We start from the raw sequence: 20652 nt of genomic DNA on the forward strand, positions 1-20652 counted from the left end.
AGGCCGGGTGTGGAAGCGCTGCAAGGCGTTGAGCTAACCGGTACTAATGGTCCGTGAGGCTTGACCATATAACACCCAAAGGGTTTTGGTCGATGATGTCTCGAATCAATTGACGGATACGTGGGACGTATCGAGCAGGACTTTGTCAGTAGTGATGTACATTGCCTTTTTCCGCCTGACGACCATAGCGAGTGGGAACCACCTGATCCCTTGCCGAACTCAGAAGTGAAACCGCTCAGCGCCGATGGTAGTGTGGGGTTTCCCCATGCGAGAGTAGGTCATCGTCAGGCATTTATTCAGAAGAAGCCCGGTTATCGAGAGATAATCGGGCTTTTTCGCATGCATGGGGCAGACCCCGCTTTTTATATGTGGGGCCGCGCCGATAACCCCCTCGGCGCGGTCCGGCCGCTCGCAAGCTCGCGTCGTTCGTCCCCCCTTGCGGCGTTGCCGCAAAAGCTCGGGGTGACTCACCCCCATGCGACTACCCTGTCGGGAACAGAGGAGAACCGCCGCAGGCGGGCCTTGAGGAACGAAGGGCGAGTCTCAGGGATGAGACGAGTAGAAACATTGTTACCTTGGTGGCGTCATCCGGCAGTCTTCAGGGGCAGAGCGGCGGCCTGGACGAGCGAGCGGAGGGTCCACCCCAACGTCAGGCATTTATTCAGAAGTAGGCCCGATTATCGAGAGATAGTCGGGTCTTCTTTTTGTAAAGAACGCATGCATGGCTCTCTACAAGTTCAGCCCCGCTCTTTATTTGTGGGGCCGCGCCGATAACCCCCTCGGCGCGGTCCGGCCTGGCTCTTCTAAAGGGCGGGCTCGCGTCGTTCGTCTCCCCTTGTGGCGTTGCCGCAGCCCTTGTAAAGAGCGCTGGGGTGACTCACCCCCATGCGAGCGACCTTACTGTCTAAGTGTCATCGTCAGGTATCGATTCAAAAGAAGGCCCAATTCCAGGAGGAGTTGGGCCTTCGTTTTGTAAAGTCTGGTCATCGAGCAGCTAAGCCATCGCTATCACCGGAATCTTCCGCCAGAAGGGGAGAGTGGCGACCGACAAACTTGATTTAGGCTTGTGCGATACGCGGGTTGAAGCACGGCGGCAGGACCTCCATCTTGTACAAGCACGTGACAGATAGAGTCGATTGTCTAATTTATCGATCCATGGAGGATGTCATGACGCAGCAAGTGGAAGGCAAACGTGTCGCGATTCTCGCCACTCACGGTTTCGAGGAGTCGGAGCTGGCGGTACCCAAGGCGAAGCTTCAGCAGCAGGGCATCGTGGTGCACGTGGTCTCCCCGGAGGCCAAGGGCATCAAGGCCTGGGCAGAAAATGACTGGGGTGACACCTACGACGTCGACGTGGCCCTGGATGATGTCAGCGAACATGACTATCACGCCTTGGTGTTGCCTGGCGGTCTGTTCAACCCTGACGCCCTGCGCCAGGACGAGAAGGCCTTGAGCTTCGTCAAGGCTTTCTTCCAGGCTCACAAGCCGGTGGCAGCGATCTGCCACGCCCCCTGGATCCTGATCAACGCCGGGGTGGTCGAAGGTCGCAGGCTGACCTCCTACCCGAGTGTCGAACAGGATCTGCGCAATGCAGGCGCCGACTGGGTCGACGAGCAGGTAGTGGTGGATAACGGCCTGGTGACCAGCCGTAAGCCCGATGATCTGGATATCTTCTGCCACAAGCTGGTCGAGGAAATCCACGAAGGGCGTCACGAGAAGCAGCACGCCTGACGCTGTTCGATACAGCAACCTGGCGGAACGCAACAGGCCCCCGGCGACCAAGTCGCCGGGGGCCTGTTGCGTGTTGAGGTGGTGTTGGCTGGTGATGTAGCCGAGCCAGTTCGACGGGCTAGTTAGAAGGGCTGGTTCGACGGGCCTATTTGACGGTGGAAGAAGCGTTCATTGATGGAGTGACCGAATCGGTCTGTTCCTCGCCAGTGGGCTCGATGCGCTTTACGCCGAACCAGCCGGTCCAGGGGCCGATCATGGACAGCAGGATCGAGAAGACGATACCCAGGTAGTTGAACAGCGCCCATGGAGCGTAGTCCAGGGTGGCGACACCCAGGGTGCCTGCCATGTAGACGGCGGAGACGGTCCAGGGGGCGAGCGGCTCGGGAATCATGCCGCCGTCTTCCATGCTGCGCGACAGATTGAGCTGGTGCAGCCCTCGCTTGCGATATTGCTCGGCGAACAGCTCACGGGTCAAAAAGAAGGTTACGTAGCTGTTGCCGGTGGCCAGGATGATGGTGCTGCTGGCCGCCAGCGAGGCCAGGATGGTGCCGCGGGCGGAGCGCACGTAGGCCAGGCTGCGATCGAGCACGACCTTGAGGATGCCGGCTGCCTCCAGCGCCGAGGCAAAGAAGAAGGCGCACAGCGCGAACAGCACTGCTCCGTGCATGCTGTAGAGCCCGCCACGGTTCAGCAGGCTGACCAGTGCCGGGGGCAGGGTGGCGACGTCCAGGCCCGGGTTGAAGCCGGCCAGCAGGCTGACGTTGAAGCCCGAGACTGCGGCCTTGGCCACCGCCTCGGGGCTGGCACCCTGGAGCAGTATCGCCAGCAGGGCGGCGCAGGCCGAGGCCAGGAACAGTACCACCAGGGTCGGCTTCTTGCGCACCGAGCCGAACAGCACGATGGCCACCGGCAGCAGCAACAGGAGGTTCAGCTGATAGAGCCCGCCGATGGTCTCGGCGCTGGCGGCGATGGCCTCCGGGGTGCCCTCTGCCAGGTCCATGTTGAGGCCGAGTATCAGGTAGACCACAGCGGCCACCACGCTGGCGGGCAGCGAGGTGTACATCAGGTGGCGGATGTGTCGGTACAGGTCTTCGCCTACCACCATGGAAGCCATGATGGTGGTGTCCGACAGCGGCGACAGCTTGTCGCCGAAGTAGGCGCCCGAGAGCACCGCGCCGGCGGTGATCGCCAGGTTGATGTCCATGGCCGCGGCGATGCCCATGATGGCCACCCCCAGGGTCCCGGCGGAGCCCCAGGAGGTGCCGGTGAAGGTGGAGACGATGGCGGTGCCAAAGAACGCCATGACGTACAGGTAGCGGGGATCGATCAGCTCCAGGCCATGGTAGATGAAGTAGGGAATGGTGCCCGAGATCATCCAGGTGCCGATGATGATACCGATGCTGTAGAGCACCAGTAGCGCGGACAGGGCGGTGCGTACCTTGTTGCCCATGATGTCCATGACGCCTTCCCAGGTCCCGCCGTGCAGCAGACTGAACAGGGTGGCGGCGGCGCCCAGGGTGATCAGCACCAGTTCGGTGGGTAGGCCCGCCACCACGATGCCGTAGACGATGGCGAAGGCGATGGCGGTCAGCAGGATCAGGGATGGAACAAGTCCAGGTTGTCGTTGTATGGCTGGCATGGGATGTCCTCCTCGTGGTGATCAGCGGTCGAGCGCGGCGAACCCCCGCTCGAGGTCGTCGATGATGTCGTCGATGTGTTCAAGCCCGATGGCCAGGCGAATCAGCGGCTGGCCGCTGCCGTCGGGGCGCATGGGAGACAGCGCGAGACTTTCGTAGCCGCCCCAGCTGACGCCGATACGCATCAGTTCGAGGGCGTCGATGAAGTTCGCGATGCGCGAGTAGCTGGGGTGGTGAAGCGCAAGGCTGAGCAGGCCCGAATGGCCGTGCAGCTGTCGGGCGGCCCAGTCGGCGGCGGCGCCTTTGGCGAGGCTCGGGTGATGCACCGCTGCGACCTGCGGGTGGTCAGCGAGAAAACGGGCGACCGCCAAGGCGTTGCGCTGATGCTCGGCCATGCGCACCGGCAGGGTGCGTAGACCGCGCAGGATCAGCGAGGCGCTGTGGGGCGACAGAGCGGCGCCCAGCAACTGGTGACCGTTGGTGAAGAGCCTGTCGATCAGCTTGGCGTCGGCGATGACTGCGCCGCCGACCACGTCGCTGTGCCCGCCGATGTACTTCGACAGCGAGTGCACCACCATATCGATGCCGTGGGTAAGCGGCTTCTGGAACAGCGGGGTGGCCCAGGTGTTGTCGATCAGCGTGAGGATGCCGCGTTTCCGGGCGATGGCGGAGATAGCCTCGAGGTCTGCCAGCTCCATGCGCAGTGACGACGGACTCTCGATGTAGATCAGGCGGGTCTCGGGCCGCAGGTGGTCGGTCAGTTGCTGGTCACCGGCGATACCGTCGTGGCTGACGCCGTAGCGGGCCATATGGTCGAGCAACTCGACGCTCGGCCCGTAGGTCTGGTTGATGCGCAGGACGTGGTCGCCGTGCTTCAGCAGCGAGAATAGCGTGGCGGAGATGGCGCCCATGCCGGAGGCAAAGGCCTTGCAGGCCTGGCCACGTTCCAGCGCCGCCAGCTTGTCCTCCAGCAACTTGACGGTGGGATTGAGCCCTCGGCTATAGATGAAGCGTTCGCGTTCGGCCAGCTGTGCGCGGCTGAAGCTTTCGAGGTCCGGGAAGGTGAAGATGCTGGTCTGGTAGACGGGAGGTGCCACGGCGCCGTGATGATCCTGGCGCTGTTCGAAGGCGTGACTACAGATATGGCGATCCTGTGGGTCCACGGTGCGGTCTCCGCAAGCAGGGTGGATTGAGCTATCAGCCTGTCTGATAGCTAAGCTAGCACGGCCCTGCTGGCCCCACAATTGATCCAGAAGAGGTTTGCCGTTACCGTCGATCAGTCCCCTGGACGCCTTTCCTGCCTGGATGCCAACGTCATGAAACGACTCTACTTATCGGACACCGTCGCCGGAGAGATCAGCGCCTATATCGCCAAAGAGCAGCTGGCGCCGGGGGCGCGCCTACCTTCGGTGGGGGAGTGGATGGAGCGCCTGGAGGTAGGTCGATCTACCCTCCGGGAGGGCCTCAAGAAGCTCCAGGCCGAGGGCATCATCGAGGTGGTCAACGGCAAGGGGATCTTCGTCAGCGAACAGCGGACCTTTCAACTGCTGGCCAGTCTTGGCATCCACGACGCCAGGGCGCATCTGCTGGAGATGCTCGAGGTTCGCCAGGCGCTGGAGGCCCAGGCCATTCTGTTAGCCGTGCGGCACGCCGAAGAGACCGCCTTCGAGGCCATGGCCGGCCACCTGGATGACTATCGACGTGCTCGGGCGAGGGAGGATTTCCTCGCGGTCAGCGAGGCCGACGCGGCCTTTCACCTTGCGATCTATCAGGCCTGCGGCAATCGCGTGCTGGTCGGGCTGATCCAGATGATGCACGACGAGCTGTACCTGTCCTGGGACTCGCCGGACGATCGTCATGAAGTCTTTGACGCAAGTTTTGCCCACCACGAAGACCTGCTCGAGGCCATGCGGCGGCGTGATGAGCAGGCCGCTCTGGCCGCCTTCGACAACCTGGTCGGTGCCACGCGCAAGAGCATCGAAGCCATGGTGTCGTGAAGACGCCGGCCTGGTGGCTGGTTCGTTGCGCCTGCAGCAATAGCGTACAGGGCGGGCTTCGCCCATCAGATATTGCTGCTTCGATGCAGCAAGCAGCGACGCAGTGGCCAGTCAGTAGGCGGCTGGCATTGGCGTTGTGGAGGACTTTCGAGTCCAGGCTCGGGCATTGTCCGCGTGGCTACAATCGAGCAGAGTGGCGGACGCTTGCATGGTGCCATTTTCCTTTTGCTCGCCACCGCCCGTCGGTGCTCGTAACACCTGGAGGAGTTGCTCAGAGGCACACCCACAGGAGTGTTGCAGACGCGTGGATTTCCGGCGACAGGCGACATTCGATAGACTATGCCCTTTTCCCGTGGAAGGGGCGAGGGATGACCATTGGTGAGCTGATTCGGCTGTTGAGTGACGGCGAGTTCCACTCCGGCCAGCAGCTGGGGGAAAAGCTGGGCGTGTCGCGGGCGGCGGTGTGGAAGCAGCTGCGCAAGCTTGAGGATCTCGGCATCCCCATGGAGGCGGTCAAGGGGCAGGGGTATCGGCTAGCCGAACCCCTTGAGCTGCTCGATGGGCCCTCGGTGGTGGCCGCGCTGTCACGCGAGTCGCGTCGGCACCTCTCGCGCCTCTTCGTGGAAGACACCCTGCCCTCGAGCAACGAGTTCCTGCGCGAGCGTTTTCGTCAGGGAGCAGGGCACGCTGAGGCCTGCCTGGTCGAACAGCAGAGCGCCGGCCGTGGGCGGCGCGGGCGCACCTGGACGACCCCCTGGGGGCGCACGCTGATGTGCTCCGTGGGCTGGCGCTTCGATTCGGGTGTCGCTGCCCTGGAAGGCCTCAGCCTGGCCATCGGCGTGGTGCTGGCCCAGGTACTGGAACGCCATGGGCTCAAGCCCGGGCTGAAGTGGCCCAACGACGTGCTGTTGCCCTTGGGTCCGCAAGGATCGGCTCAGCAAGGATTGGATGAGCAGGGAGCGACCGGGCAGGGGGCGGGTCAGCAGGGCTTTGGCAAGCTGGCCGGTATTCTGGTCGAGATGAGCGGTGACGCCGCCGGCCCCTGCGAGGTGGTGCTCGGCATGGGCATCAACGTGGATCTGCCGGAGAGCTTCCGGGCGAAGATCGATCAGCCGGTCGCTTGTGTGCATGATCAGGCTCCGGGACTATCCCGTAACGTGCTGGCGGCCGAATTGCTGGACGGTCTGCTGGGCATGCTGGCAGGTTTCGAGGAGCAGGGGTTCGATGCCTGGCGCGACGCCTGGAACGCACGTCACGCCTTTGCCGGTTGGGACATCGAAATCATTCGAGGGGGGCAGCGCGAGCTGGCCCAGGCAGGAGACGTGGATGGCAGTGGCAATCTCTGGGTGCGCAAGGGCATTGACGGAGAGCGGCAAGAGCGCCTGGTGGGAGGAGAGATCAGCGTGCGGGCTCGCCCATGATTCTTGATCTGGATATCGGCAATACCCTGTCCAAGTGGCGCCTGAAGGACGCTGACAGCAGCGAGATTCGCTCCAGGGGCGCGGTGTGGACCCGGGAGGAGTGGAAGCCCGGGTCGGACATTCCCGACCTCGACGTGGTCGAGACGGTGCGCATTTCCAGTGTAGCGAGGCGTTCGGTGCTGGCGCAGACCGAGTCGCTGCTCAAGGACCGGGTGCGTTCGGTGCACGTGGCGCGCTCCTGCCACGAAGCGCTGGGCGTCACCAACGGCTATCACGAGCCGGGTCGACTGGGCGTGGATCGCTGGATGGGGGTGCTGGCGGGCTATCAGCTCGCCGGTGCCAGCTGCACGGTGGACTGTGGCAGTGCCATCACCATCGACTTCGTGCTGCCAGGCGGGCGTCATCTCGGGGGGTACATCCTGCCGGGGCTGCGTCTGATGAAAGAAAGCCTGAAGCTGGGCACCCGCAACGTGGCCATCGACCCGGACAGCGAGGCAGATGAGCTGCTCGCTCCTGGGCGGCGCACGGTAGAGGCGGTCAATCACGGTATCTACATGGCCGCTGTCAGCGCGGTCAATCGGATCTACAGCGAGGTCTGTGATCGTGAAGGGGTGGCGCTACCCATGCTGGTCACCGGCGGCGATGCCAGGGTGGTGTCTCGTGGTATTCGCGTACCCCACGCGATCTGGCCGGACATGGTCTACGCCGGTCTTGAAGCGTGTTTCCCTCTGACGGCAGCAGAACGTGCCGGCAAGATGGCGGGGGCGCCGGTGCCACCGGCTCCGGTAGCGCTGGAAAAGATCCGTGCGGGCCTGGCGTTTTCGATGCTGCTGTGACCGTGGTTTTCCGGTGCGCCGTAAAAAAAGCCTATGGAAGCCTTGCGTTATCCATTCTGCTTTGACACAATGCGCCGCGTTCCGAGGTACAGCGACCCGCGGGTTGCAGGCTGCCGTCGAGACAGGTTGTAAGAATTTTGCGTACAGCTTGATTCTTTCAAAACAACCACTTGACTTCTCGGGGCAGGGCGATAAAATACGTCGCCAGTTGGAGGGGTTCCCGAGTGGCCAAAGGGAGCAGACTGTAAATCTGCCGCGAAAGCTTCGAAGGTTCGAATCCTTCCCCCTCCACCAGATTTTGATCGACCAGAGTTGTGGTTTCTGGTTGATATGGAGCAGGCGGTCGGACGCTGTCAGGCTGGTTTGGGTTCGGTGGGCTTTGCTTCAGCAAAGAAGGTTTAGTACCGATTTTGCGGGCATAGTTCAATGGTAGAACCTCAGCCTTCCAAGCTGATGATGCGGGTTCGATCCCCGCTGCCCGCTCCAGAGTTTAGGCAATGTGAAGTAGTTGGATTGCCGAAGAGTGCGCTCATGTAGCTCAGGGGTAGAGCACACCCTTGGTAAGGGTGAGGTCGACGGTTCAAATCCGTCCATGAGCTCCATCTAAGAAAAGCGAGCCTAGGCTCGCTTTTTCTTTCTCCGCCGCGTCTGCAGGGCGGAGGGGGTTGCCAGGCGAGATCCGTTTCGCTATCATGGCGCCCGCTGTTGCAGAGGCTGCCCGCAAAGGGTGGTTTGCATCGAGTACAGGCCAGTAGCTCAATTGGCAGAGCAGCGGTCTCCAAAACCGCAGGTTGGGGGTTCGATTCCCTCCTGGCCTGCCAGTCTTCCCCAGGCTGGCAGTTTTTTATATACTTTCGTGTTTCGATTGCCGCGCCCTGAGGAGTCTCGTTTTCATGAAGCATAACGCCGAGGTGCAGGAGTCGCGCCACGACGGGCTCAAGTGGGCGGTTGTCGTCGTTCTTCTGGTGCTGGCCGTCGTTGGCAACACCTACTTTGCCGACCAGCCGCTTCTGTATCGTGTTCTGGGCGTTGTTGCCCTGTCTGTCGTTGCTGCCCTGGTCGCATTGACCACCACCAAGGGGCGTGAATTGGTGGAGCTGGCGCAGAGCGCCAGGAAGGAAATTCAACGTGTCGTCTGGCCGACGCGCCCCGAGACCATCCAGACCACCGCCATCGTGCTGGTGGCTGTGCTGGTGGTCGGGCTGCTGCTCTGGTTGATCGACACGCTGCTCAGCTGGGCGATGTCCGGCGTCATCGGTTAGGAGTCTTCATGTCCAAGCGTTGGTACGTCGTCCACGCCTACTCCGGCTTCGAGAAGCACGTCATGCGCTCGCTGATCGAGCGTGTGAAGATGCACGGCATGGAAGATCTCTTTGGTGAGATTCTGGTGCCGACCGAAGAAGTCGTCGAGATGCGTGACGGCAAGCGCCGCAAGAGTGAGCGCAAGTTCTATCCCGGCTATGTGCTGGTCGAGATGGAAATGGTCGACGAGACCTGGCACCTGGTCAACGAGACGCCCCGTGTCATGGGCTTTATCGGCGGGACCAAGGAGAAGCCGGCGGCGATCACCCAGCGCGAGGCCGACGCCATTCTCAGTCGCGTCAGGGATGGGGCCGAAAAGCCGCGTCCCAAGACCATGTTCGAGCCCGGTCAGTCGGTGCGCGTCATCGATGGCCCCTTCGCCGATTTCAACGGCGTGGTCGAAGAGGTCAACTACGACAAGAGTCGTCTGCAGGTCAGTGTGCTGATCTTCGGGCGCGCCACTCCCGTCGAGCTGGAGTTTTCCCAGGTCGAGAAGGAGTAGGTCGACAAGTTTTTTACGGTGGGTCTGCTCAGGCAGGCCCGCCGTCATGTGCTGAAAGTTTTCAGTGCGTAGGGGTCGCCTCGAGGGGCGGCCGTTTTGTCCGGGGAGCCGCAAGGCGCTACTACCCAACTGGAGTCCATCATGGCCAAGAAAGTACAGGCTTACATCAAGCTGCAGGTTGCAGCTGGTAAGGCCAACCCGAGTCCCCCCGTGGGTCCCGCGCTGGGTCAGCACGGTGTCAACATCATGGAATTCTGCAAGGCGTTCAACGCCGAGACGCAGAACATCGAGCCGGGTCTCCCGACTCCCGTGGTCATCACCGTCTACTCCGACCGCAGCTTCACCTTCGTCACCAAGACACCGCCCGCCGCGGTGCTGCTGAAGAAGGCCGCTGGCATCAAGTCCGGCTCTGGTGAGCCGAACAAGAAGAAGGTCGGTACCGTGACCCGCGAGCAGCTCGAAGAGATCGCCAAGACCAAGGAGCCGGACATGACGGCTGCCGATCTCGACGCCGCGGTGCGTACCATTGCCGGTAGCGCCCGCAGCATGGGCCTCAACGTGGAGGGTCTCTGATCATGGCAAAGCTTACCAAGCGCGCAAAGCAGATTCGCGACAAGGTTGACGCCACCAAGGTCTACTCCATCGACGAGGCCGTGGCCCTGCTCTCCGAGCTGTCCACCGTCAAGTTCAAGGAGTCGCTGGACGTCGCCATCAATCTGGGCGTCGATCCGCGTAAATCCGACCAGGTGGTGCGCGGTGCGACCGTGATGCCCAACGGTACCGGCAAGGACGTGCGCGTTGCCGTCTTTACCCAGGGTGCCAACGAAGAAGCCGCCAAGGAAGCCGGTGCCGACATCGTCGGTATGGACGACCTGGCCGAGCAGGTCAAGAAAGGCCAGCTCGACTTCGACGTGGTCATCGCTTCGCCGGACGCCATGCGTGTCGTCGGCCAGCTGGGTCAGATCCTGGGTCCGCGTGGCCTGATGCCGAACCCCAAGGTCGGCACCGTGACCCCCGACGTCGCTACCGCCGTCAAGAACGCCAAGGCCGGTCAGGTGCGTTTCCGTACCGACAAGAACGGCATCATCCACACCACCCTGGGCAAGGTCGATTTCGAAGCCGACGCCATCAAGGGCAACCTGGATGCGCTGCTCGCCGACCTGAAGAAGCTCAAGCCGAGCACTTCCAAGGGCGTGTACTTCAAGAAGATGACCCTGTCCACCACCATGGGCCCGGGTCTGACCGTCGATCACTCCGCGCTGGTGTGATGCGACACAACAGGCAAGACACTTTGCGGTCCCCGTGCCGGGTGATTCACCCGGCCGGCGGGGCACCGTCAAAGACCGCAGGCGCCGCCGCCTGACCTTCGGGTCTGCCGGCGGCTTAATCGCCCCCGGGCACCTGCGCAGATGGTGTTGCCGCCAGGCATCTGGTGAGCACCATCATTGAAGCCCCTCTTCTACGGAAGGGGAGATGGTAACCATCGGAGCCCTCGGGTTCCGGCACGAAGGAGTGATCACAGTGGCACTAGCACTCGAAGGCAAGAAGGCAATTGTTGCCGAGGTCAGTGAAGTCGCCAAGGATGCACTCTCCGTCGTAGTTGCCGACTCTCGCGGCGTCGCGGTCCACAAGATGACCGAACTGCGCAAGCAGGCTCGCGAGAATGGCGTCCAGGTGCGTGTTGTGCGCAACACCCTGGCACGCCGCGCCCTGACCGGTACTCCCTGGGAGTGCCTGTCAGAGACCTTCGTTGGTCCGACTCTGCTGGCCTTCTCCAACGAACATCCGGGCGCTGCCGCTCGTCTGTTCAAGGAGTTCGCCAAGGATGAGAAGAACTTCGAAGTCAAGGCGCTGGCCTATGAAGGTGAGCTGATCCCGGCAAGCGATATCGACCGTCTGGCGACCCTGCCGACCTACGATGAGGCGATCGCCAAGCTGATGTCCGTCATGAAGGAAGCTTCTGCCGGCAAGCTGGTTCGTACTCTCGCTGCGCTGCGCGACCAGAAGCAGGAAGAAGCCGCTTAAGGCGTCGTCCTGTCGACCGACCACGATCCATTTCGCGTTCTCGGGTGACCGAGACGCCCGCAAAGTTAGGAATCTAGACAATGGCACTGACCAAAGAAGATATCATCAACGCCGTCTCCGACATGTCCGTCATGGAAGTCGTCGAGCTGATCGAAGCCATGGAAGAGAAGTTCGGCGTTAGCGCCGCTGCTGCTGTCGTGGCTGGCCCGGGCGCTGGTGGCGAAGCCGCCGCTGCCGAAGAGCAGACCGAGTTCGACCTGGTGCTGACCTCCGCTGGCGACAAGAAGGTCAACGTCATCAAGGCCGTCCGCGAGATCACTGGTCTCGGCCTGAAGGAAGCCAAGGGTGCCGTCGACGGCGCGCCGGCGACCATCAAGGAAGCGATGAGCAAGGACGACGCGGAAGAAGCCAAGAAGAAGCTGGAAGAAGCCGGCGCGTCCGTGGAGCTCAAGTAATCCTTGTGCCCATGGCTTTACGCGCTGCGTAAGCTTCCACGGCTGGTGGCGGGACGCCCGCTACCGGCCTTTTTCTGTTGTCACTAGCTGCCTGCCCCCAAGGGCCTGTAGCTTGCAGAATTCCGACGGCGAGTCACTCATCCGAGGACTTGCCGTCAGCGCCTGACGGAGACCGTCCGTCGGGTGGCGCCGACACGCATCGGTCACCCATGGTGAACAAGCTGGGGAATACAGATGGCTTACTCATACACTGAGAAAAAACGCATCCGCAAGGATTTCGGCAAACTGCCCCAAGTGATGGATGTGCCTTACCTGCTGGCCATCCAGCTTGATTCCTACTACGACTTTCTCCAGCAGGACCGCTCTCCCGAAGAGCGCATGGAAGTCGGCCTGCACGCCGCCTTCAGGTCCGTGTTCCCGATCGAGAGCTTCTCCGGCAACGCTGCGCTCGAGTACGTCAGCTATCGTTTCGGCACTCCGGCCTTCGACGTCAAGGAATGCCAGCTGCGCGGCGTCACCTACTCCGCTCCTCTGCGTGTCAAGGTTCGCCTGATCATCTACGACAAGGAGTCGTCGAACAAGGCCATCAAGGACATCAAGGAGCAGGAAGTCTACATGGGGGAGATCCCCCTGATGACCGAGAACGGTACCTTCGTGGTGAACGGTACCGAGCGCGTCATCGTGTCTCAGCTTCACCGTAGTCCCGGCGTGTTCTTCGATCACGACAAGGGCAAGAGCCACAGCTCCGGTAAGCTTCTGTACTCCGCTCGCGTGATTCCTTACCGCGGCTCCTGGCTGGACTTCGAGTTCGACCCGAAGGACAACGTCTTCGTGCGTATCGACCGTCGTCGCAAACTGCCGGCGTCCGTGCTGCTGCGCGCGCTGGGCATGAGCGCCGAGGAGATCCTCGACGAGTTCTTCGACACCAGCACCTTCCATATCGAGAAGTCCGGCTTCTCGGTGGAGCTGGTGCCGTCTCGCCTGCGTGGCGAGACCGCGACCTTTGACATCAAGGGCGCCGACGGTGAGGTCATCGTCGAAGAGGGTCGTCGTGTCACCCAGAAGCATATCCGCCAGCTGGAGAAGGCGGGTCTCGAGCGTCTGGAAGTGCCGATGGACTACCTGTTCGGCAAGACCCTGGCCAAGGATCAGATCAACCCCGCCACCGGCGAGCTGATCTGCCCCTGCAACTCCGAGATCACCCCGGAGCTGCTCGAGGCCCTCGGTCAGGCCGGCATCACCACCATCGAGACGCTCTACACCAACGATCTGGACTGCGGTCCCTTCGTCTCCGACACCCTCAAGCTGGACACCACCGGTTCCCAGCTCGAGGCGCTGGTCGAGATCTACCGCATGATGCGCCCCGGCGAGCCGCCCACCAAGGAAGCCGCCGAGACGCTGTTCAACAACCTGTTCTTCAGCGAAGACCGCTATGACCTGTCCGGCGTCGGCCGGATGAAGTTCAACCGTCGTCTGCGTCGTGATTCCGACACCGGTTCCGGTGTGCTGGATCGTACTGACATCCTCGACGTGCTGCGCGAGCTGATCAACATCCGTAACGGCTTTGGCGATGTCGACGACATCGACCACCTGGGCAACCGCCGCATCCGCTGCGTCGGCGAAATGGCAGAAAACCAGTTCCGTGTCGGCCTGGTGCGTGTCGAGCGCGCGGTCAAGGAACGTCTGTCCATGGCCGAGAGCGAAGGCCTGATGCCTCAGGACCTGATCAATGCCAAGCCGGTGGCCGCTGCGGTGAAGGAGTTCTTCGGCTCCTCTCAGCTGTCCCAGTTCATGGACCAGAACAACCCGCTGTCCGAGGTGACCCACAAGCGTCGTGTGTCCGCTCTCGGCCCGGGTGGTCTGACCCGTGAGCGCGCCGGTTTCGAGGTGCGTGACGTTCACGCTACCCACTACGGCCGTCTGTGCCCGATCGAGACGCCGGAAGGTCCGAACATCGGCCTGATCAACTCGCTGGCGACCTACAGCCACACCAACAGCTACGGCTTCCTCGAGACGCCGTACCGTAAGGTCGTGGATGGCGTGGTTACCGACGAGGTGGTGCACCTGTCGGCCATCGAGGAAGGTGACTTCGTCATCGCCCAGGCCTCGGCCACCGTCAACGCCGACAAGAAGTTGGTCGACGATCTGGTTCAGGTGCGTCATCGCGGCGAGACCACCTTCATGCGTCCCGAACAGGTGACGCTGATGGACGTGTCTCCGCGTCAGGTGGTGTCCGTCGCCGCCGCACTGATTCCGTTCCTCGAGCACGATGACGCCAACCGCGCCCTGATGGGTGCCAACATGCAGCGTCAGGCGGTGCCGACCCTGCGTGCCGACAAGCCGCTGGTCGGTACCGGCATGGAGCGCTTCGTCGCCCGTGACTCCGGTGTCTGTGCCGTGGCCCGTCGTGGCGGCGTGATCGACTCGGTCGACGCCAAGCGCATCGTGGTGCGGGTCAACGAAGACGAGATCATCGGCGGTGAGGCCGGTGTCGACATCTACAACCTGACCAAGTACCTGCGTTCGAACCAGAACACCTGCCAGAACCAGCGTCCGATCGTTCGCCCCGGCGACAACGTCGCGCGTGGTGACATCCTGGCCGACGGTCCGTCCGTCGACATGGGTGACCTGGCGCTTGGCCAGAACATGCGCATCGCCTTCATGCCGTGGAACGGTTACAACTTCGAGGACTCCATCCTGCTGTCCGAGCGGGTGGTCCAGGAAGACCGTTTCACTACCATCCACATCCAGGAACTGACCTGTGTGTCTCGTGACACCAAGCTGGGGCCGGAGGAGATCACCTCCGATATTCCCAACGTCGGTGAATCGGCACTGGGCAAGCTGGATGAGGCCGGTGTGGTGTACATCGGTGCCGAGGTCGGTGCCGGCGACATCCTGGTCGGCAAGGTCACGCCCAAGGGCGAGACCCAGCTGACCCCGGAAGAGAAGCTGCTGCGTGCGATCTTCGGTGAGAAGGCGTCCGACGTGAAGGACACCTCCCTGCGTGCCCCCACCGGCATGAAGGGCACCGTCATCGACGTTCAGGTGTTCACCCGCGACGGCGTCGAGAAGGACTCGCGCGCTCTGTCCATCGAGCAGATGCAGCTCGACGAGGTGCGCAAGGACCTGCAAGAGACCTACCGCATCGCCGAGGACGCCACCTTCGAGCGTCTCAAGCGCACCCTGTCCGGTCAGCCGGTCAACGGTGGTCCGCGCCTGTCCAAGGATGATGTGCTGTCCGAGGACTATCTCGAGGAGCTGCCGCGTCAGCAGTGGTTCAAGCTGCGCATGCAGGACGAGAAGCTCAATGAACTGCTGGCTCAGGCCGACGAGCAGCTCGAGAACCGTCGCAAGGAAATGGACGAGCGTTTCGAAGACAAGAAGCGCAAGCTCACCCAGGGCGACGATCTGGCGCCGGGCGTGCTCAAGATCGTCAAGGTCTACCTGGCGATCAAGCGTCGCCTGCAGCCGGGTGACAAGATGGCCGGCCGTCACGGTAACAAGGGTGTCATCTCGGCCATCATGCCGATCGAGGACATGCCGTTCGACGACAACGGTGAGCCCATCGACGTGGTGCTGAACCCGCTGGGTGTACCGTCGCGGATGAACGTCGGTCAGATCCTCGAGACGCACCTGGGCATGGCGGCCCGCGGTCTCGGCGTGAAGATCGAACACATGCTGCGTGACGCCCGCGAGCAGCAGCTCACTCAGCTGCGCGAGTTCCTCGGTGAGGTCTACAACTCCACCCAGGGTACCCGCGTCGAGGAGATCGAGTCGCTGTCCGATGACGAGATCATCGCGCTGGCCAAGAACCTGAAGAAGGGCGTGCCGATGGCGACGCCGGTGTTCGACGGTGCCAAGGAGCACGAGATCAAGCACCTGCTGAAGCTGGCCGATCTGCCGGATTCCGGCCAGATGACCCTGTACGACGGGCGTACCGGCGAGTCGTTCGATCGTCCGGTAACGGTGGGCTACATGTACATGCTGAAGCTCAACCACCTGGTCGACGACAAGATGCACGCGCGTTCCACCGGCTCCTACTCGCTGGTCACCCAGCAGCCGCTGGGCGGCAAGGCGCAGTTCGGTGGTCAGCGCTTTGGTGAGATGGAGGTCTGGGCCCTGGAGGCCTACGGCGCCGCTTACACTCTGCAGGAAATGCTCACGGTCAAGTCCGATGACGTGGAAGGTCGTACCAAGATGTACAAGAGCATCGTGGATGGCGATCACACCATGCAGGCGGGCATGCCGGAATCCTTCAACGTATTGGTGAAGGAAATCCGCTCGCTGGGCATCGATATCGAACTGGAGAGCTGAGGCGGCCCGAAAGGCGCTTCAATGAATGACGGTCCGCGGGGAGCAATAGCTCCCCGCCCATGACAACTCCGCAACGGAGCCGACCTAATGAAAGATTTGGTGAAAGTCCTCAAATCGCAGTCACAGTCCGACGAGTTCGACGCGATCAAGATCACGCTCGCGTCGCCGGACATGATCCGCTCCTGGTCCTTTGGCGAGGTCAAGAAGCCGGAGACCATCAACTACCGGACTTTCAAGCCCGAGCGTGATGGCCTGTTCTGCGCCAAGATCTTCGGTCCGGTGAAGGACTACGAGTGCCTGTGCGGCAAGTACAAGCGCATGAAGCACCGCGGCATCATCTGCGAAAAGTGCGGCGTCGAAGTCACCAAGGCCGCCGTGCGCCGCGAGCGCATGGGGCACATCGAGCTGGCAAGTCCGGTCGCCCACATCTGGTTTCTGAAGTCGCTGCCGTCTCGCATCGGCATGCTGATGGACATGACCCTGCGCGACATCGAGCGCGTGCTCTATTTCGAGAGCTTCATGGTCGTCGATCCCGGCATGACCACCCTTGAGCGTGGCCAGCTGCTCAACGACGAGCAGTACTTCGAGGCCCTCGAGGAGTTCGGCGATGACTTCGACGCCCGTATGGGTGCCGAGGCCGTCCAGGCGATGCTCAAGGATATCGATCTCGAGGAAGAGATCGAGCGTCTGCGCGAAGAGATCCCGCAGACCAACTCCGAGACCAAGATCAAGAAGCTGTCCAAGCGTCTGAAGCTGCTCGAAGCCTTCCAGGGCTCCGGCAACGATCCGGCGTGGATGGTGATGGAAGTGCTGCCCGTGCTGCCGCCGGACCTGCGTCCGCTGGTACCGCTGGATGGCGGCCGCTTCGCGACCTCGGATCTCAACGATCTGTACCGTCGCGTGATCAACCGCAACAACCGCTTGAAGCGTCTGCTCGACCTCAATGCGCCGGACATCATCGTGCGCAACGAGAAGCGCATGCTGCAGGAGTCCGTCGATGCGCTGCTCGACAACGGTCGTCGCGGTCGCGCCATCACCGGCTCCAACAAGCGTCCGTTGAAGTCGCTGGCCGACATGATCAAGGGCAAGCAGGGGCGTTTCCGTCAGAACCTGCTGGGTAAGCGCGTCGACTACTCCGGCCGCTCGGTCATCACCGTGGGCCCGACCCTGCGTCTGCACCAGTGCGGTCTGCCCAAGAAGATGGCGCTTGAGCTGTTCAAGCCGTTCATCTACTCCAAGCTGCAGGCCAGCGGCCAGGCGTCCACCATCAAGGCCGCCAAGAAGATGGTCGAGCGCGAGCTGCCGGAGGTGTGGGACATCCTCGCCGACGTCATCCGCGAGCACCCGGTGCTTTTGAACCGCGCCCCGACCCTGCACCGTCTCGGTATCCAGGCGTTCGAGCCGCTGTTGATCGAAGGCAAGGCGATCCAGCTGCACCCGCTGGTGTGTGCCGCCTACAACGCCGACTTCGACGGTGACCAGATGGCCGTGCACGTGCCGCTGACGCTGGAAGCCCAGCTCGAAGCGCGCGCGCTGATGATGGCCACCAACAACGTGCTGTCACCGGCCAACGGCGAGCCGATCATCGTGCCGTCCCAGGACGTGGTGCTGGGTCTGTACTACATGACCCGCGAGCGCATCAACGCCAAGGGCGAGGGCATGGTGTTCTCCGACCTCAACGAGGTCGAGCGCGCCTTCGGCACCCAGAACGTGTCGCTGCACGCCCGCGTCAAGGTGCGCCTGGACGAGGTCGACATCGACGAAGAGACCGGCGAGCGCTCCGAGCACCGCCGTCTGCGTGACACCACCGTCGGCCGTGCGCTGCTGTTCCGCATCCTGCCGCAAGGGGTGCCCTTCGATCTGGTCGACCAGGCCATGAAGAAGAAGGCCATCTCGAAGCTGATCAACGAAGTGTATCGTCGCGCCGGTCTCAAGGCCGCGGTCATCTTCGCCGACCAGCTGATGTACACCGGCTTCCGTCTGGCCACCTGGTCCGGCGCCTCCATCGGCGTCAACGACTTCGTCATCCCGGACGCCAAGGCCGAGATCGTCGAGGCGGCCGAGGAAGAGGTCAAGGAAATCGAGGACCAGTTCTCCTCCGGTCTGGTGACCGCGGGCGAGAAGTACAACAAGGTCATCGATATCTGGGCGCGTGCCAACGACCAGGTCGCCAAGGCGATGATGGCGGGCATCTCCAAGGAGACCGTGATCGACCGCGAAGGCAAGGAAGTCGAACAGGACTCCTTCAACAGCGTGTTCATCATGGCCGACTCCGGTGCCCGTGGTAGCGCCGCCCAGATCCGCCAGCTGGCGGGTATGCGTGGTCTGATGGCCAAGCCGGATGGCTCGATCATCGAGACCCCGATCGTCGCCAACTTCCGTGAAGGTCTGAACGTACTCCAGTACTTCATCTCGACCCACGGTGCGCGTAAGGGTCTGGCGGATACCGCCCTGAAGACCGCCAACTCCGGTTACCTGACCCGTCGTCTGGTCGACGTCGCCCAGGACGTGGTCATCACCGAGGTCGACTGTGGCACCGAGCGTGGCCTGACCCTGCACCCGGTCATCGAAGGCGGCGACATCATCGTCTCGCTGGCCCAGCGTGTACTCGGCCGAGTGGTCGCTCAGGACGTCATCGACCCGAGCACCGACGAAGTGCTGATTCCGCGTGGCACCCTGCTGGACGAGGCCTGGTGCGAGCAACTCGACACCATGGGCGTCGACGAGATCATCGTGCGCAGCACCATCACCTGTGAAACCAGTCACGGTGTGTGTTCGTCCTGTTACGGGCGCGATCTGGCCCGCGGCCACCAGGTCAACATCGGTGAGTCGGCCGGCGTCATCGCCGCCCAGTCCATCGGTGAGCCGGGTACCCAGCTGACCATGCGTACCTTCCACATCGGTGGTGCCGCCTCGCGGGCCTCTGCGGTGGACAGCGTCCAGGTCAAGCATGGCGGCAAGGTGCGCCTGCACAACATCAAGTACGTGGAACGCGCCGACGGCAAGCTGGTCGTGGTGTCGCGCTCCAGCGCCCTGGCGGTGGCCGACGAGCATGGCCGCGAGCGTGAGTACTACAAGCTGCCTTACGGTGCCGAGCTTTCGGTGCGTGACGGTGATGCGGTCGATCCCGGCCAGGCCGTGGCCAAGTGGGATCCGCACACCCACCCGATCGTCGCCGAAGCGGAAGGCCAGGTGCACTACGTCGACATGGACGAAGGCCTGACCATGCACCGCAGCGTCGACGAGATGACCGGTCTGTCCTCGATCGAGATCATCGAGTCCGCGGCGCGGCCGATGGCCGGTCGCGACAAGCGCCCGATGATCATGCTCAACGACGCCGCCGGCAAGCCGGTGACCGTCTCCGGCAGCGACACTCCGGTGCAGTACCCGCTGCCCGGCAAGGCGATCGTCACCGTCGACAATGGCTCGTCCATCGGCATCGGTGAGATCGTCGCGCGTATCCCGGTGGAGGCGTCCGGCAACAAGGACATCACCGGTGGTCTGCCGCGCGTCGCCGACCTGTTCGAGGCGCGCAAGCCGAAGGAGCCGTCCATCCTGGCCGAGATCAGCGGTGTGATCAGCTTCGGCAAGGAAACCAAGGGCAAGCGTCGTCTGACCATCACCCCGTCCGAAGGCGACCCCTTCGAGATGCTGATTCCCAAGTGGCGTCAGATCGCGGTGTTCGAGGGCGAGACGGTCGAGAAGGGCGAGGTGATCTCGGATGGTCCGAGCAACCCGCACGACATCCTGCGACTGCTCGGCATCGCCGAGCTGGCCAAGTACATCGTGGCCGAGGTGCAGGACGTCTACCGTCTGCAGGGCGTTGGCATCAACGACAAGCACATCGAAGTGATCGTGCGTCAGATGCTGCGCAAGGTCGAGATCACCGACGCCGGTGACTCCGACTTTATTCCGGGTGATCAGGTCGAGCTGGTCCGTGTGCTGGAGCAGAATGCCGTGCTCCAGGCCAACGACAAGTTCCCGGCCAAGTACCAGCGCCTGCTGCTGGGTATCACCAAGGCCAGCCTGGCCACCGAGTCGTTCATCTCTGCGGCCTCCTTCCAGGAGACGACCCGCGTGCTGACCGAAGCGGCGGTCACCGGCAAGCGCGACTACCTGCGCGGCCTGAAGGAAAACGTGGTGGTGGGACGTCTGATCCCGGCCGGTACCGGTCTGACCCACCACGAGGAGCGTCGTCGCAAGCGTGAAGACACCGAGCGACTGCTCCAGCCGTCGGCCTACGACGTCGAGCAGGAGCTGGGCGCCCAGCTCACCGCGCTGGACTCGGACGACGACGAGATCTGATGTCGGCAAAAAGCCTGGAGCCTTTGCGGCTCCGGGCTTGACGCGCCTTGGCATCAGCCAGTAGAATGCGCAGCCTTTAACAGTGGGGTGGGTGTATCCGCGCCACTGTGAAAAGGCTTAGGCAACC

Annotated in this window: 14 protein-coding genes, 4 tRNA genes and 1 rRNA gene; 17 read left to right on the forward strand and 2 right to left on the reverse strand. The window is 62.6% G+C overall.

All coding sequences use genetic code 11. From position 1 onward, the window contains the following. Nucleotides 1-174 precede the first annotated feature (174 nt). Together rrf and EBB56_RS21130 are read left to right on the forward strand one after the other, a co-directional pair. Nucleotides 175-290, forward strand: a 5S ribosomal RNA gene (gene rrf, locus EBB56_RS21125). Between the two features lie 877 nt (nt 291-1167). Beyond that, nucleotides 1168-1731: a type 1 glutamine amidotransferase domain-containing protein gene (locus EBB56_RS21130; protein ID WP_124805273.1), complete on the forward strand. Its 564-nt coding sequence runs from the start codon at nt 1168-1170 to the stop codon at nt 1729-1731. A 145-nt stretch (nt 1732-1876) separates the two neighbouring features. Here EBB56_RS21130 and nhaC read toward each other — a convergent pair whose 3' ends face one another. Together nhaC and EBB56_RS21140 are read right to left on the reverse strand one after the other, a co-directional pair. Continuing rightward, the gene (gene nhaC, locus EBB56_RS21135) at nt 1877-3370 is read right to left on the reverse strand and encodes a Na+/H+ antiporter NhaC (RefSeq protein WP_124805274.1); all 1494 of its coding nucleotides are present in this window, start codon (nt 3368-3370) and stop codon (nt 1877-1879) included. 21 nt (nt 3371-3391) lie between these two features. Beyond that, entirely contained in the window at nt 3392-4531 is a 1140-nt protein-coding gene (locus EBB56_RS21140; RefSeq protein WP_124805275.1) for a PLP-dependent aspartate aminotransferase family protein, read from the reverse strand. Nucleotides 4532-4684: 153 nt separating this feature from the next. Here EBB56_RS21140 and EBB56_RS21145 point away from each other — a divergent pair, with 153 nt between their 5' ends. The 15 genes from EBB56_RS21145 to rpoC all read left to right on the forward strand — a co-directional run bounded on the left by EBB56_RS21145 (nt 4685) and on the right by rpoC (nt 20525). Beyond that, nucleotides 4685-5365: a FadR/GntR family transcriptional regulator gene (locus EBB56_RS21145; RefSeq protein ID WP_124805276.1), complete on the forward strand. Its 681-nt coding sequence runs from the start codon at nt 4685-4687 to the stop codon at nt 5363-5365. A gap of 368 nt (nt 5366-5733) precedes the next feature. Then, nucleotides 5734-6786: a biotin--[acetyl-CoA-carboxylase] ligase gene (locus EBB56_RS21150; protein WP_124805277.1), complete on the forward strand. Its 1053-nt coding sequence runs from the start codon at nt 5734-5736 to the stop codon at nt 6784-6786. Then, a complete protein-coding gene (locus EBB56_RS21155; protein WP_045990874.1) occupies nt 6783-7622 on the forward strand; it encodes a type III pantothenate kinase in 840 nt (279 codons plus the stop codon). Before EBB56_RS21150 ends, EBB56_RS21155 begins: the two co-directional genes overlap by 4 nt. A gap of 210 nt (nt 7623-7832) precedes the next feature. Then, nucleotides 7833-7916 (forward strand) — tRNA-Tyr (locus tag EBB56_RS21160). A 118-nt stretch (nt 7917-8034) separates the two neighbouring features. Then, nucleotides 8035-8108: transfer RNA gene (locus EBB56_RS21165), tRNA-Gly, on the forward strand. A gap of 41 nt (nt 8109-8149) precedes the next feature. Further along, nucleotides 8150-8224: transfer RNA gene (locus EBB56_RS21170), tRNA-Thr, on the forward strand. A 143-nt stretch (nt 8225-8367) separates the two neighbouring features. Then, nucleotides 8368-8443 (forward strand) — tRNA-Trp (locus tag EBB56_RS21175). A gap of 72 nt (nt 8444-8515) precedes the next feature. After that, nucleotides 8516-8884 (forward strand): preprotein translocase subunit SecE, encoded by a 369-nt coding sequence (gene secE / locus EBB56_RS21180; RefSeq protein ID WP_045990873.1) that lies wholly within the window; start codon nt 8516-8518, stop codon nt 8882-8884. Between the two features lie 8 nt (nt 8885-8892). After that, nucleotides 8893-9426, forward strand: coding sequence for a transcription termination/antitermination protein NusG (gene nusG / locus EBB56_RS21185; protein WP_045990872.1), 534 nt, complete (start codon nt 8893-8895; stop codon nt 9424-9426). A gap of 141 nt (nt 9427-9567) precedes the next feature. After that, nucleotides 9568-9999 carry a 50S ribosomal protein L11 gene (gene rplK / locus EBB56_RS21190; protein WP_045990871.1) on the forward strand — a complete coding sequence of 144 codons (432 nt, stop codon included), beginning with the start codon at nt 9568-9570 and terminating at the stop codon, nt 9997-9999. A 2-nt stretch (nt 10000-10001) separates the two neighbouring features. Then, on the forward strand, nt 10002-10694 hold the full coding sequence (gene rplA / locus EBB56_RS21195) for a 50S ribosomal protein L1 (protein ID WP_045990870.1): 693 nt from the start codon (nt 10002-10004) through the stop codon (nt 10692-10694). Nucleotides 10695-10947: 253 nt separating this feature from the next. After that, nucleotides 10948-11451, forward strand: coding sequence for a 50S ribosomal protein L10 (gene rplJ / locus EBB56_RS21200; RefSeq protein WP_045990869.1), 504 nt, complete (start codon nt 10948-10950; stop codon nt 11449-11451). A gap of 80 nt (nt 11452-11531) precedes the next feature. Further along, complete coding sequence (gene rplL, locus EBB56_RS21205) at nt 11532-11906, forward strand: 50S ribosomal protein L7/L12 (protein ID WP_108133877.1); 375 nt, start codon at nt 11532-11534, stop codon at nt 11904-11906. A 234-nt stretch (nt 11907-12140) separates the two neighbouring features. Beyond that, complete coding sequence (rpoB, locus tag EBB56_RS21210) at nt 12141-16220, forward strand: DNA-directed RNA polymerase subunit beta (RefSeq protein WP_108133878.1); 4080 nt, start codon at nt 12141-12143, stop codon at nt 16218-16220. Between the two features lie 87 nt (nt 16221-16307). Further along, nucleotides 16308-20525, forward strand: a complete 4218-nt coding sequence (gene rpoC / locus EBB56_RS21215) for a DNA-directed RNA polymerase subunit beta' (protein ID WP_045990866.1) — start codon at nt 16308-16310, stop codon at nt 20523-20525. The last annotated feature ends 127 nt before the right edge of the window (nt 20526-20652 follow it).

This window comes from Halomonas sp. YLB-10 (genome assembly GCF_003856855.1).
GTDB classification, from domain to species: domain Bacteria; phylum Pseudomonadota; class Gammaproteobacteria; order Pseudomonadales; family Halomonadaceae; genus Halomonas; species Halomonas litopenaei.